This is a genomic window from Bartonella sp. AP258QHHD, assembly GCF_042196145.1.
Taxonomy (GTDB): domain Bacteria; phylum Pseudomonadota; class Alphaproteobacteria; order Rhizobiales; family Rhizobiaceae; genus Bartonella.
The window spans coordinates 124,991-139,637 of sequence record NZ_JBHIPR010000002.1; the positions used below are offsets into that span (position 1 = coordinate 124,991).

At 35.9% G+C, this 14,647-nt stretch carries 11 protein-coding genes, 2 tRNA genes and 1 pseudogene; 8 read left to right on the top strand and 6 right to left on the bottom strand.

Going from position 1 to position 14,647, the window contains the following annotated elements; all coding sequences use genetic code 11:
* Positions 1-16: 16 nt before the first annotated feature.
* The 3 genes from ACFIMM_RS00545 to rpe all read right to left on the bottom strand — a co-directional run bounded on the left by ACFIMM_RS00545 (position 17) and on the right by rpe (position 2,627).
* Positions 17-565, bottom strand: a complete 549-nt coding sequence (locus ACFIMM_RS00545) for an RBBP9/YdeN family alpha/beta hydrolase (protein ID WP_375611547.1) — start codon at positions 563-565, stop codon at positions 17-19.
* 68 nt (positions 566-633) lie between these two features.
* The gene (gene purB, locus ACFIMM_RS00550; protein ID WP_375613148.1) at positions 634-1,941 is read right to left on the bottom strand and encodes an adenylosuccinate lyase; all 1,308 of its coding nucleotides are present in this window, start codon (positions 1,939-1,941) and stop codon (positions 634-636) included.
* Positions 1,941-2,627, bottom strand: a complete 687-nt coding sequence (gene rpe, locus ACFIMM_RS00555; protein ID WP_375627790.1) for a ribulose-phosphate 3-epimerase — start codon at positions 2,625-2,627, stop codon at positions 1,941-1,943. The genes purB and rpe overlap by 1 nt, the downstream gene beginning before the upstream one ends.
* 146 nt (positions 2,628-2,773) lie before the next feature.
* On the opposite strand from rpe, the gene ACFIMM_RS00560 reads away from it, so the two are divergent.
* A complete protein-coding gene (locus ACFIMM_RS00560; RefSeq protein ID WP_375611549.1) occupies positions 2,774-3,313 on the top strand; it encodes a flavin reductase in 540 nt (179 codons plus the stop codon).
* 315 nt (positions 3,314-3,628) lie between these two features.
* Positions 3,629-4,045 (top strand): RNA polymerase-binding protein DksA, encoded by a 417-nt coding sequence (gene dksA, locus ACFIMM_RS00565; RefSeq protein WP_015856486.1) that lies wholly within the window; start codon positions 3,629-3,631, stop codon positions 4,043-4,045.
* Between the two features lie 52 nt (positions 4,046-4,097).
* Here dksA and ACFIMM_RS00570 read toward each other — a convergent pair whose 3' ends face one another.
* Complete coding sequence (locus ACFIMM_RS00570) at positions 4,098-4,574, bottom strand: hypothetical protein (protein WP_375611550.1); 477 nt, start codon at positions 4,572-4,574, stop codon at positions 4,098-4,100.
* Between the two features lie 218 nt (positions 4,575-4,792).
* Here ACFIMM_RS00570 and ACFIMM_RS00575 point away from each other — a divergent pair.
* Positions 4,793-7,326 (top strand): annotated as a pseudogene (locus ACFIMM_RS00575) (response regulator).
* A gap of 281 nt (positions 7,327-7,607) precedes the next feature.
* Here the strand turns inward: ACFIMM_RS00575 and purN are convergent.
* A complete protein-coding gene (gene purN, locus ACFIMM_RS00580) occupies positions 7,608-8,219 on the bottom strand; it encodes a phosphoribosylglycinamide formyltransferase (RefSeq protein ID WP_375613082.1) in 612 nt (203 codons plus the stop codon).
* Entirely contained in the window at positions 8,216-9,325 is a 1,110-nt protein-coding gene (gene purM, locus ACFIMM_RS00585) for a phosphoribosylformylglycinamidine cyclo-ligase (RefSeq protein ID WP_375613081.1), read from the bottom strand. The genes purN and purM overlap by 4 nt, the downstream gene beginning before the upstream one ends.
* A gap of 158 nt (positions 9,326-9,483) precedes the next feature.
* Here purM and ACFIMM_RS00590 point away from each other — a divergent pair, with 158 nt between their 5' ends.
* The 5 genes from ACFIMM_RS00590 to ACFIMM_RS00610 all read left to right on the top strand — a co-directional run bounded on the left by ACFIMM_RS00590 (position 9,484) and on the right by ACFIMM_RS00610 (position 12,680).
* Complete coding sequence (locus ACFIMM_RS00590) at positions 9,484-10,695, top strand: AI-2E family transporter (protein ID WP_375630182.1); 1,212 nt, start codon at positions 9,484-9,486, stop codon at positions 10,693-10,695.
* Positions 10,692-11,381, top strand: coding sequence for a DnaA regulatory inactivator HdaA (gene hdaA, locus ACFIMM_RS00595; protein WP_375682505.1), 690 nt, complete (start codon positions 10,692-10,694; stop codon positions 11,379-11,381). Before ACFIMM_RS00590 ends, hdaA begins: the two co-directional genes overlap by 4 nt.
* Before the next feature lie 711 nt (positions 11,382-12,092).
* Positions 12,093-12,169: transfer RNA gene (locus tag ACFIMM_RS00600), tRNA-Pro, on the top strand.
* 89 nt (positions 12,170-12,258) lie between these two features.
* The gene (locus ACFIMM_RS00605; RefSeq protein ID WP_375671875.1) at positions 12,259-12,564 is read left to right on the top strand and encodes an ETC complex I subunit; all 306 of its coding nucleotides are present in this window, start codon (positions 12,259-12,261) and stop codon (positions 12,562-12,564) included.
* A 39-nt stretch (positions 12,565-12,603) separates the two neighbouring features.
* Positions 12,604-12,680: transfer RNA gene (locus tag ACFIMM_RS00610), tRNA-Arg, on the top strand.
* Positions 12,681-14,647 lie beyond the last annotated feature (1,967 nt).

A 14,647-nucleotide genomic window follows, 5' to 3' on the forward strand; every position in this document is an offset into this window, starting at 1 on the left:
GATCACCTCTTTTGGATCAAATTTTTGCAAGAAAGTGAGAGAGGACCATAAGCCCTTCAGGCCAAGGTCCGTGTCCGGATTCTGCGTTAATATGGCCAGAATACCCAGCATCAACAAAGAGTGATCCCCAATCATTGGCAATTTTTTCTGCTACTGAAAATTGACAAAACTCATCGTTGCGACTGGCTATGACAATAGAAGGAAAAGGAAGCTTTTGGCGATGATAGGGGCCAAATGTCATTAAATGTTTGGGACGTATTTTTTCATTGGCGACATCTGGAGGTGCAACAAAGAAAGCGCCACAAATTTTTTCTGTATTTTGTACAGTTGCATGAATAACACTGGGAACTCCTAATGAATGAGCAATAAGCATAACAGGCCTTTGAGCTTTTGCGATGGCGGTTTTAACTTTGTTAACCCACTCTTCACAAACAGGCTTTGACCAATGGAGTTGTTCAATGCGGCTGGCTGTCGATAATTTTTTTTCCCAGCGTGTTTGCCAATGATCTGGACCAGATCCTTTGTAGCCAGGAACAATAAGAATATCGAGTTGATTTGCTTTCATGAATTGTTTTCTTTGTTACAACAGATTTTTGATCATAGGTTGAATGGATTTTGGTTTTCTATGTCGCTTTATTGTTCTTCAAAAACACGTTTAAAAATCGTATTGATATGTTTGGTGTGGTAAGAAAGATCAAATTTTTCGCGAAGTTCTTCTTCACTTAAAGCTTTGGTAACATCTTTGTCGTTGAGGAGTTCTTCTAAAAAATCTTTTCCTTGTTCCCAAACTTTCATCGCATTTCGTTGTACAATCCGATAAGAATCTTCACGACTAATCCCTGCTTGTGTGAGTGCTAAAAGAACCCGTTGTGAGTGAACAAGACCGCGGAATTTATTGAGATTTTTTTGCATATTTTCTGGATAGACAATGAGATTTTCAATGACAGATGTGAGGCGAGAAAGAGCAAAATCAAGTGTAATCGTCGCATCTGGAGCAATATAACGCTCAACAGATGAATGGGAAATATCACGTTCATGCCAAAGAGCTACATTTTCCATGGCTGGGAGTGCAAATGCACGTACCATACGGGCTAATCCAGTTAAATTTTCTGTTAAAACTGGATTACGTTTATGAGGCATTGCCGATGAACCTTTTTGCCCAGGTGAGAAATGTTCCTCTGCTTCAAGAACTTCTGTTCGTTGTAAGTGGCGTATTTCTATTGCTAGCCTTTCAATAGAGGAAGCAATAACACCAAGTGTTGCAAAAAACATAGCATGACGATCTCTTGGTATTACTTGGGTGGAAACCGGTTCAGTACGCATCTTCAAGGCTTTTGCTACATGTTCTTCAACGCGTGGATCGATATTAGCAAAAGTTCCTACAGCTCCTGAAATCGCGCAAGTAGAAATTTCTTCTCGTGCAGCAAGAAGACGTTTGCGACAACGGGAAAATTCAGCGTATGCAAGAGCAAACTTGATTCCAAATGTTGTCGGTTCAGCATGAATGCCATGACTCCGCCCAATGGTGATTGTCTCTTTATGCTCAAAAGCACGTCTTTTTAATGCTTCAAGAAGTTGATCTATATCCTCTAGCAAAATATCACTCGCACGCATCAATTGAATGTTCAGCGTTGTATCGAGAACATCAGATGATGTCATGCCTTGGTGGATAAAACGTGCCTCTGGTCCAATGAATTCAGCTAGGTGGGTTAGAAATGCGATAACATCATGTTTGGTAATTGCTTCAATTTCATCAATGCGATTGACATCAAATTTAGCTGCTGCCCCTTTTTCCCAAATGACTTTGGCGGCTTCTTTCGGAATAATCCCTAAGTGAGCAAGGGCATCACAGGCATGGGCTTCAATTTCAAACCAAATACGATATTTTGTTTCGGGAGACCAAATTGTTACCATTGCAGGGCGGGAATAACGTGCGATCATCATTTTTTTCCTTGTTGTGAGAGGATTGCGGCTTGGCGCAATGCACTAATACGTGTTTTGTAAAGCTCTTTATTTCCATCTTTATAAATTGCAGAGCCTGCGACAAATACATTTGCACCAGCTTTTGCAGCTATCCCAATTGTATCAACGGTGATACCACCATCAACTTCAAGATCAATAGGGCGGTTTGCAATCATGCTTTTAACGCGCTTAATTTTATTTTTTATTTCTGGAATAAAACTTTGTCCACCAAAACCGGGATTGACCGTCATGATGAGAATGAGATCTAATTGATCAAGCAAATATTCAAGTACATGTTCAGGGGTGCTTGGATTGAGTGCGATTCCTGCTTTTTTCCCCATTTTTTTGATTGTTTGTAATGAACGATGAAGATGTGGACCTGCTTCAGCATGAATAGTTATAATATCTGAACCTGCTTTTGCAAAAGCTTCTAAATAAGGGTCTACTGGTGCGATCATCAGGTGGACATCAAATATTGCTTTTGTTAATGGGCGCAGAGCTTTGACGATTTCAGGACCAAAGGTGATGTTAGGAACAAAGTGCCCATCCATAATATCAAGATGAAGCCAATCTGCACCAGCATCAACAACATCTAACATTTCTTGTCCAAGTTTAGAAAAATCAGAAGCCAAGAGAGAAGGCGAAATGAGATGAAAATGAGGCATTAAAATCTCCTTAGATTGGCAGTTTTTATCATATCGCTGTGTATACACAAATATTTTTTGTGTTATGACGGAAAAGAAAAAATATGTATTATAGGTCTTTTTATGGAAAGATTGCTTGAAATTTTAAAGCTTTATAAGTGAAAGATATGTCGAATCATAAAACATATTTGATGCCTGAACTTCAACATAAACATACTATTGCGGTTTCTTCTCAAGAATATCGAGATGCCATGAGTCTTTTTGCAGGAGCTGTGCATATTGTGACAACAAATGGTATTAAGGGAAGACGTGGGGTGACTGTTTCGGCGTGTTGTTCTTTATCTGATGATCCTCCAACCCTTCTTGTTTGTCTCATGCGCCATAATTTAAAGAATCAGGTGTTTATGGAGAATGGAAATTTTTGTGTTAATAGCTTGGCAGGAAAACATCGCTCATTAGCGGATGTTTTTTCGAGGCGTTGCAATTCTACACAAAATGAGCGTTTTGATGTTGCTCAATGGGGAGCTTTGCAAACGGGGGCGCCTAGTCTTTCAGACGCTCTAGCGTCGTTTGATTGTCGTTTGATTTGTTGGCACGAACACGCAACCCATTGTGTTTTGATTGGTGAGGTTGTTGCAATCAACTGTAATAAAGAAAAAGATGCTTTGATGTATTTGAAACGTGAATATCACACTTTGCCTTTATAAAGATTTTATTTTTTTGCATTGATGAAATGATTTATTGTTGCTTCATTTAGATTTTAAACAATGTAGAGAGTAGGGGAGGGATGGCTCTGATATCTGATATTAGATTTCCTTCTTTTTAAAGTTTTTCAATAAGCGAAAAAAATGATTCTGGATGAGATTTGATCAAGAATTCAATCTACATAAAAAAGCGATCAAACCTAAACAGTGCATTTAGATATATTCGTCGATTGTTATGAAAAAACATTTTACTCTTGTGTTGATGGGTATTGCACAATATATAGACCGCACATAGCATATGTGGAGGTTTTTTATTGCATGAGCGAAGAGATTGATGGTCAATATCGCCCTAGTGAAGATGAGCCTTTTATGAATGAGCGGCAAAAGGCGTATTTTCGTGCTAAATTGGTTTCTTGGAAGAATGATATATTAAAAGAAGCTCGTGAGACTTTGGAAAATTTGCAGGAAGAGAATGTTGGTCAGCCCGATTTGACTGATCGGGCTTCTTGTGAAACTGATCGTACAATCGAATTACGTGCTCGTGATCGTCAGAGGAAACTTATTTCAAAAATAGATGCTGCTTTAGAGCGCATTGATAATGGGACATACGGTTTTTGTGAAGAAACCGGCGAACCCATTAGTATCAAGCGTCTTGAGGCTCGGCCGATAGCCGTTTTGTCATTGGAAGCGCAAGAACGTCACGAACGACGTGAAAGAGTTTATCGCGATGATTAAGGTTATTGAGATGATAAACAAACGAAATTCGTGGTGATGAAATTGTATATTTTTATTTTTGAGGGGTAGGAATGAATAAAGATGGTTCTTGCCGCCCCTCAATTTCGGCGGTGATGGCTGAATCTTTTACCGCTTGATTCGTAAAAGGAGAGGGACTTTTATCCGATACATCGTTTCTTTCTGGAGGGGCGGAATTTAGATGTGTGTGTGTTTCTCTTTTTTGTATTTTTGATGTACCAGTAATATCGGATTCTACAACCACATCTGTTAATCCGCCAATAAGGAGCAAATGTTCTTTATTATCGCAACGGACTAAAACAAGGCGGCGTGCTCGATCTATAGAAATTACTTCACATAATGCTAATCGTGATAGACTTTTTTTTCTATTAATGCTGTATCTTCCTGTACTTAAGCGACGTAAAAACACGATAATTACGGTAATAGCTGCGATTGTTATTATAAAAAGCAAAAAGCTTATCGTTATGTTTGCAGCAGATACACCTATCTGCTCTGATAACCAGATATACATAGATTTTCTCCCATTTTGGATGGAAATATTATTTTTTATTGAGATAAATTTATAAACATACCCTCAAAAGGTTCACTTATAATGTAAGAAATAAACTTTTGAATATTAAGCGAGCTTATCTTAGATAATATCATAGTATATACTTTATAACAACATAACAACGAATATAAAGGAAGTTTTGTGACATAAGAAATAGCTATAAGCTAAGGCAAAGAGAGATGGATAAAGATTTTGAGAATAATGAAAGATCAGCGTTTTCGTTTCATCGGAGAGTTGTGATTTTTGGTGTTGTTTTTGTATTAGGTTTTCTTTTCATTGTGGGTATTTTAGGTTTTTTTATCCACAAAACTATTTGCAACAGGCGATATCAATATCTTTTTTGATTCTAGCAATGATCGGTGTTGCAACACTCGTTTTGTGTGGAATGGGAATTTTAAGATATCATGTGTGGTCGCATGAAGATTTTGATTTTAGCATCTTTAATAGGAGCGATGATGCAATTGTAATCTCTGATCTTTCTGGTTTTGTTTATTATTCTAATCAAAACTATCGAAAAATTCTGACCTATAAGCCTGAAGTGTCTTGTTATAGGGTTATTGCGGATCTTCCAGGAGCTGGTGCACTCTCGTACCGCTTAAAGGTTGCAGCCTGTAATAATCTTGCAGCGCAAGAGGAATTAAGAGTAGAACAGCCAATTTTTACTGATTCTACACCAAAAAAATCTGTTTGGTATAATATTTCCATTCAACCTATCAAAAAACAGAAAAAAAAGCTTTTATTTTGGCGTATTGCTGATATTTCGCACTTACAACAAACGCGAGAAGTTTTTTTCTCGAACCTTCAAGAGGCTATCAATCACTTGGATCAAGCTTCTATTGGTTTTGTATCCGTTAATAGACAAGGAACTATTCTTTATGCCAATGCGACTTTTGCAGAATGGTTTTCAATTGATTTAGCGAATTTCTCAATTGGTCAATATAATTTTGATTCGTTATTTGATAGCGTTGGCGCTAAGAGCTCATGGAGTGATATCTGTTTACAAACCAACAGATATCAAAGTTCAGGTTACTCTTTACCCTATAGGTTTTCGTTATGTTTAAATTCACACACGACTTGTGAGAAAATATTCCATTGTCTTATATCTGTTTCTTCTCTCTTAGAAGAGGAAGCCATTTATCGTGTTGTGATCATTCCACAACAAATACAAAAAGAAGAGGATGATCAATTAAAATTACCCAGTATATTAGAAGAATATTTTGATGCGAGTCCTTTTGCAATAGCCGTGGTGGATCATGCAGGGCAATTGGTTCATATGAATAAAGCTTTTTCATCACTCACGGGATGTATGGACAAAGCTGTCAATTTTTATGATGTTATTTCTCGTCGTGATTGTGTGCAGTTAGAGCGTTCTTTTCAGAGAATTGCGACAAATAAAAATTATTTTGTTTCTCTAGAAACTGTTTTAGAAAAAAATGAAGAATGCCATTTACGGCTCCATATTATGTCTGTACCGCCCTATCATGGTGATGCATTGCAAGATTTGCTTATTATCTCTGTCATTGAAACAACCGAACAAAAAACACTTGAAGATAAAATGATGCAAAGTCAGAAGATGCAAGCTGTAGGACAATTGGCTGGCGGCATTGCTCATGATTTTAATAATGTTTTAACAGCAATTTTAATGTCGTGTGATCTTCTTTTAAATACGCATCGTAGTTCTGATCCTGCTCATGCTGATCTGATCAATATTAAAAACAATGCTAATCGTGCAGCTGCTCTTGTCCAACAATTATTAGCTTTTTCTAGAAAGCAAACACTTCGACCTGAAGAAGTCGATTTTACTGAATTTTTATCAGATATCCGCAATCTTATTTTACCACTTTTGGGGAATAATATTCAGTTAAAAATTATCCATGGAAGAGATTTGTGGAGCGTTGAAGTTGATCAAGCATCTTTTCAGCGTGTTATTATGAATTTGGTTATTAATGCGCGTGATGCCATGTTAGATGGAGGTATTGTTACGATTGCGACAAATAATATTACAAAGCAACAAAGTGCTGAATTTAATCATCTTGGATTAGCAATTGGCGAGTATGTGCAATTGACTATTTCAGATACAGGGGCTGGTATATCTGCTGCTATACAAGAAAAAATGTTTGAGCCATTTTTTACAACAAAAGAAGTTGGAAAAGGAACAGGACTTGGTTTATCAATGGTTTATGGAATTATCAAGCAGAGCGGTGGGTACATTTATTGTGAAAGTAAAGAAGGTGAAGGAGCAACATTTCATATTTTTCTTCCCCGTTATATCCCCAATATAAAAGGAGAAATTTCTCAAAAGATTGAAAAAGATGAAGAGAAAGATAAAAATATAGACTTAACAGGATCTGCGACTGTTTTATTGGTTGAAGATGAAGATGCGGTCAGAATGGGGGGGGTAAGAGCTCTTCAAATGAGAGGATATACGGTTTTAGAGGCAGCAAGTGGGGTGGAAGCACTCTCTATTCTTGAGGAACAAAAAGGAGAAGTTGATATTATTGTTTCCGATGTGGTGATGCCAGAAATGGATGGGCCCACTTTATTGAAGGAAGTCCGTAAAAACTATCCTGATATCAAATTTCTTTTCGTTTCTGGATATGCAAAAGATGCCTTTGCTAAAAATCTTCCACAAGATGCTGTTTTTGGTTTTTTATCTAAGCCTTTTACACTCAAACAGTTAGCTGTAACAGTTAAAGAAACACTTTCGTCATAAACAAAAATTTATGCAATAGAAAATTGCGTATTTTAAGATTTTTTAGGCGAAATACGAGAGTATTTTGATAAATAGAGCTTATGATAATGTCATAGAATTGAATAAAGAAGAAAAATTTTAAAAATGAACTAAAATTCAAAAAATTACATATTTTGTGCAAAAATTTATGAAGAGATGGACTCTATTATGTCAATATTTCATAGAGATTTTCAATTGTAGATACTGAGCAAAAACTATGTGTAAAGCATTGAAATATGCTGATTAATAGATTGTTGATACACTCAAAAAGATAAAAGCTGTTGTTGCGTATCGACCATTTTGCTCTTCCCTTCAATAAATGCTTTTAAGGCTTCGGGATAGAGTTTATGCTCTGCTTTAAGAACTCTTTGTGCTAAGCACTCAGCAGTATCATGGGGATAGACTGGAACGGCTGCTTGGGCAAGGATTTTTCCTGCATCCATGTCTTCTGTAACAAGGTGAACAGTGCAACCCGTGATTTTTACACCTGCTTGTAAAGCTTTTTCATGTGTGTTTAAGCCTTTAAATGAAGGCAAAAGAGAAGGATGAATATTTAGAATTCGTCCTTCATAAAGTTTTACAAAACGTGGTGAGATAAGGCGCATATACCCTGCAAAGCAGAGAAAATCCGGTTTATATTGATTTAAAATTGTAAAAATATTTTCTTCATGCTCTTCTTTTGTTTTGTAAATTTTACGATCAACAATATGAATAGGTAAGTTATGGTTTTGCGCTTTTTCAATACCGTTGGCACGCGGATTATCGCAAATAACCGCGACGATTTCAGCAGGATATGCCGTTTGTTGGCTAGCTTGAGCAAGGGCGACCATATTGGATCCATTACCAGAAATGAAAACGACGATTTGTTTTTTCATAAATGCAGTACCCCTTTATAAAGTATTCCTTTATTTTGATCTTGGCATTTTGTTAAAATGCCAAGGGGAGTTACAGTCTCTCCTTTTCTTTCAAGAGCTTGTGTAATTGTTTCAGCTGCATGCTGTGCTACGATAATGATCATGCCAATACCACAATTAAATGTTCTTAACATTTCTGTTTCTTCTATTTTACCTTGTTTGGCAATCCATGAAAATACTGCTGGAACATTGATGCTAGAAAGATTAATTTCAGCGCAGAGAGAGGATGGAAGGACACGTGGAATATTTTCAGGAAAACCTCCACCCGTAATATGAGCAAGAGCTTTAATCCCTTCATATTTTCGCATGATGGGAAGAAGCGATTTTACATAAATGCGTGTTGGTGTAAGAAGTGCTATACCAAGGCTGCTTTCGGGGGAAAAAGGGGCAGGGTCATTCCATTTGAGATAATTTTGCTGGATGATTCGTCGAACAAGCGAAAAGCCATTGGAATGAATTCCAGAGGCGCTTAGACCTAATATAATATCACCTTCTGTCAAATCTTTTGAAGGGAGTAGCTTGCTACGTTCGCATGCTCCAACAGCAAAACCAGCTAGATCATAATCTCCCTCTGCATACATTCCTGGCATTTCTGCAGTTTCTCCTCCAATAAGGGCAGCACCGGCTTGTTTACATCCTTCTGCAATACCGGAAACAATCGCAGCTCCTTGTTCAGGGTCAAGCTTTCCAGTTGCAAAATAATCCAGAAAAAAGAGAGGTTCAGCCCCTTGTACGAGTAAATCATTGACACACATAGCTACAAGATCAATACCTACAGTGTTATGGTGACCTACTTCAATGGCAATTTTTAATTTTGTTCCCACACCATCATTGGCTGCTACTAGGATAGGATCCGTAAAGCCTGCTGCTTTTAAATCAAAAAGTCCACCAAAACCGCCAATTTCTGCATCTGTTCCGGCTCGTTTTGTTGCGCGTATAAAGGGTTTAATTTTTTCTACCATGGCATTACCCATATCGATGTTTACACCGGCTTTTGCGTAGGTAAGACCAGCTTTGGATTTATCCCCAGCCTTGGATTTATTATTTGTAAGATCTTGATTGCTCATTGGAGCCTTCCTTTAATGGAAAATCAGGTTTTGATATTATGCAATGCCATGATAGAGTTCTCTCTGCAAGAGATATTGATAAGAAAATAAGCAACTTTTCTTGTACCTTATTTTGAAGTTGTTTATAATTTTTTGTGAAGAATTTTTTAGGATATTTTATGAGCAAGATATCAGATAATCACGGACAGTCCTCTTGGCAGCTTATGAGAAAGAAAGTGAGTGAGAATACATCTCGTGATCGTTATAAGACTTATGTGCCAGCGTATACTCAATTACCTTTGCCGAATAATATGAAAAGACAAATCTTTTTTTGGCTTGGTACGCTGATTTTTTTCATTCTTTTTATGTTTGTTTTTGGATCAATTTTGCTTCCTTTTGTGGCAGGGATTGTGTTGGCTTATTTTCTCAATCCCATTGTTCAATTACTTGAAAAATTTGGTATTCGTCGTGTGTTTGGGACTGTCCTTATCACCCTATTTATTGTTATTACCTTTGTTGCTGCTTTAATTATTTTGATTCCTGTTATTAGTTGGCAAATACAGCAATTTATGAGTGATGGTTTACCTGTTTACATTAATCGTATTCAAACCTTTTTTGTTGAGCATGATTTTGATTGGTTAAGGCGCTATTTTGGAAGTGATCCAAATGAATTACGGAATAATATTAAAGGATTTTTGGGAGAAGGTTCGGATTTTATTACGTCTCTTTTGAATTCACTTTTAAAGTCAGGAAAATCAATCGTTAATATCGTTAGCCTATTTGTTGTGGCACCTGTGGTGGCATTTTATATGTTATTAGATTGGCCACGTATGGTAACAGCAATCGATTCGTTAATACCGCGGGATCATCTGGAAACCGTTCGTAGTATTTTTCATGAAATGGATAGAGCTATTGCAGGCTTTGTTCGTGGACAAGGAACAGTTTGTCTCATATTGGGAGGCTATTATGCTATTGGTTTAACGATTGCAGGACTCAATTTTAGTCTTTTGATTGGTATGTTTATTGGTCTTATTAGCTTTGTTCCTTATATCGGCACAATGAGTGGTTTGGTCCTTTCTGTTGGTATTGCATGGGTCCAGTTTTATCCCAATAATTGGGGGGGAATCATTGTTGTGATGGCACTTTTTTTAATTGGTCAATTTATTGAAGGTTATATTCTTCAACCCAAGCTTGTAGGTTCATCAGTGGGATTACATCCCGTATGGTTGATGTTTTCACTTTTTGCTTTTTCTTCACTCTTTGGTTTTACTGGTATGCTTGTTGCTGTTCCTGCGGCAGCGGCTGTTGGCGTTTTAGTTCGTTTTGCTCTTCATACTTATCTGAGTTCTCAGATGTATTCGCGAAGCGGAAATTCGGAGCCGCTAAAATGAATGGGCGTGAAACGCAATTATCTTTAAATTTTCCTTATGATCCGATTTTTCAATTTGAGGATTTAGTGGTAACGGAAAGCAATCGTATGGCTTTTCAGCTTATTGATCACTGGCCCAATTGGAGCTTACCTATTGCAGTTTTGGTTGGTAAAGAAGGATCTGGAAAAACGCATTTTTCTAATATATGGCTCCAAAAAGCAGATGCTTTCAGGATTCAGCACAATGAACTTGATCAGGCTGTTACTATGGCTTCTTTAGGCAGATCATTTTTAATAGAGGATATTGATACAGGTGAAATCAATGAGACAGAACTTTTTCATTTAATTAACAGTATTAAGCAAGCAAATCTTGATGCACGACAGGCTACTTTATTGATGACGGCACAAACACTTCCTTCCGCTTGGAATTTAATGTTAAATGATCTAAAAAGTCGTCTTAATTCGGTGGTGTTCGTTGAAATTAATCAGCCTGATGATGCATTGTTAACAGCTGTTGCATTTAAGCTTTTTTCCGATAGGCAACTTATTGTACATCCAGATACGGTTTATTATCTTGTAAGCCGTTGTGAACGTTCTTTATTTTCATTGAAGCGTGTTGTTGATTCTGTTGATCAGTTGGCATTACAAAGAAAAAGAAAAATAACACGTGCTGTTATTGCTGAAGTTTTAAATAGAAGAAATCCGTAAATACTCCTTATCATGGCTTAATTATTCTGTCCTTCTATTATCGTTTCAATATGTGGAAGACAAGTCATTTAAATTTTCTTCTTTTTGGATATCTATATAAGAGTAAAAAATAGTGTTTTTTACTCTTATCGTGTTTTTATTTTAAATAGCTTTGAGATTTTATTGTATGATGTTGAATTCTTACCATCTTCGCATTTGAAAATTTTTCTAAAAAGAGCGCTTTATTTTATTTATAATAAAACCTTTGTGCTTTGAAAAAATGTTTGTTGTTTATGGGTTTGGATTGTAGAAGATTCTAGAATTTTTAATAAAAGAGTCTTTGGGAAGATAGAAAAAGAGGGGAAAAAAGCTTAATACAGCTGAATTTTTTGGCTTATGTTCTCTTTGGAAAAGTTTTTCTATGATATTTAAGTCGTTTTTTTCTAAAATTGTATCTGTGGAATGCATTTTGATACAGTGAGAGCTTGCTTAAAAAAGGACAAAAATTATGAAGTCCTTATAGAGAAATTCGTTATTTTTTAATATAGATTGGATTTTCTTACGGAAGTTATTTTCTACTATTTGTCAATAAATTTGTTATTGAGTAGGGGGAAAAATTAAAAAATGTGCTTTTTTGTAAAGAAATGCAACAAAATTAAAAAAAAGTGTGTTTTTCTCTTGCACTTCTGTTGTGAAAATTTTAGGAAATGTGCATCAAGTAAATGTAAATGGCGGAGCGTAGCGCAGCCTGGTAGCGCACCTGATTTGGGATCAGGGGGTCGTAGGTTCGAATCCTATCGCTCCGACCATATTTGATTGAGTGTGTGAGAATGACCCAATTGGGTACGTGTGGTGAGAAACTATCATCCAAGCGTTGTGTAATCTGAAGGAAAAAGGCATGATCGCACGTATTTATAGTCCTGCTAAGACAGCTATGCAGTCAGGTAAGGGGAATACAGTTTTTTGGATTCTAGAGTATGAGCCAATGAAAGCAAAAATGCTTGAACCTCTTATGGGCTACACGGCAACGTCTGATATGAATAATCAGGTAAAGATTCGATTTAATAGGAAGGAAGAAGCGATTGCTTTTGCACGTAAGAATGCTATCTCTTACCGTGTAGAAAAGAAACATACATCGATTCGACGTGCTATTTCTTATTCTGATAATTTTCGCAGTGATCGGCAGCATTCTTGGACACATTGAATTGAAGATGCTATTTTGAATTGAGAAAATAATCAGTTGGGTCCCGTAGCTCAGCTGGATAGAGCAACGGCCTTCTAAGCCGTGGGTCACAGGTTCGAATCCTGTCGGGATCACCATGTTTAAATGATATTTATAGGCTATAAAAAGTTAGAGAGTTTTCCTTTTATTCTATTAGCTTATTTTTCTGTATAATCCCGAACCTTTTTGATGTTTTTTGGTTTATTTTGCTGCTACACGTTTTCTGTTGACTGTTTTAGTATAAAATGATGCTGTTTTCTCTTTTTTCAGTAAAAATTGCTTTTGATTGCTGAAACTTTAGCATTGCATATTCTTGCCGCGTGTTGCTACTATATCACATGCTTTAGGAAACAGATTACAAAAACTCTTTTTTATGAGCTTCTTTTCATCTTTCTGAAAATGAATATTTTATTTCTTAGATTAGATTTAAGCATTGCTGCTAGTGCTGGTGAAATTGCCAAAAAACATCTATTGTGATTTTTTTATTTTTTATAAATAATATTATTACGTTTTTTAGCATGATCTTTGGTAAGATCGATTTTGATTAGATACAAGGCATGATGGATTCGATTTAGAACAGTTTATGAAACATTGAAGAATAAAAACGATATCTGTTTATGATGAGAATTTACAGATGGCACAAGAGGTGGAAAATATCTTCTTGTCTTGGAAGCTGTGATTCATAACGAATTACTTCTTTATAGTTTTTTCGTATAAAAAGATGTTATATGTGCCGTCCAGATAAGATATTGTTTTTTTCAATGAGAGACACTTGCGGACAATTTGATTTAACATGATTGTCACTGTTTCTCAGGTAGGGTTATAGGTTTCATCAATGTTTAGGTTTTCTTAGTCTTATAGGTTTAAGAATGTATACTGTGTATTTATATGAATGAAGATAGATTGTATCTTAGAGTTAAATTTTTAGATTTCATATTTACATTTTCAAATGTTTTTTCTTATTTCTTTATAGTTTGTACATCATGTTAGAAGTATTTTAATATTGGATAACAATCACATTAAAATGTTATGCAGATGAGCTTTGAAGATCTAAACTCACACGGTTCAAGGTGATCATTATTTCAATAGGAATACAGTGTGAGGAGAATGCCATTTTACAGGCTTTGTTTTAAGAGATATCTCTTAGAGCTCACTTCACGCTGGCGCTCGTGAATGGTACAATGATAAATCCATTGAGCTCCATCATCTTTACACTTATGAAGAAATAAGCTGACATTATCATACACTTTGCCTATTTGTCAGCCTCCGATGTTGCAATAGATCTCAGCACTTGAGGCATTTATCGGCATTTTTGTGCTTTTTTATACAATTTTTACTTAATATTAATTCCTCTTATGACGTGTAAGAGAGACGGTTTTGTTTAATTCAATATAAATAGGTTTGAAATGAGAAAACATTACGATATTCGGATTTCTCATTCAACATGGCAAACAATAAAACATGATTATAAATCAAATGTATTTTTAGAATGAAAAAAATTGCTTTTATCGTGTTTTTTACTCTTTTTAATATTTTATTATAATCTGTAATTGGTAAACTCAAAATACAGCTCTAAGGTTAAGTGTTTTATATCTATCGAAGTGACTGTGGTTATATCTAACTGTTTGGACAACAAGTTGTATACCAATAGACATGAAAGAATTAAGAAAAACAGGGGATAGATCAGGAAACAAACAATATTTTTTAGAACGGAAGCCTATGCTTGTGGAAAGAATTTTAAAATCAAACTTCTAATCTGTTGCAAAATGAGGCTGTTATTACGTTTGTGATACTTTTAGATGGCTTCCCCTAAGAGGCGCTATCAGAACGTAAAAAATATTAGAAACACTCCGTAAAGTATGCCCTTTGTAGAGGCATATTGCAAAATCTTATTTCCGAATCTTTATTTACGCATCCCGTACCTTGGAAGAATACGATAATTCGATAATTTATTTATACTATAAAGTTGAATGGTGGGCGTGACAGGCAAATAAAAAGCAAGTAAAATAAAATAGTTATGTCTAATATAAGGGAATAGGTGAATCTTGATTCTATTGAGTTTTTT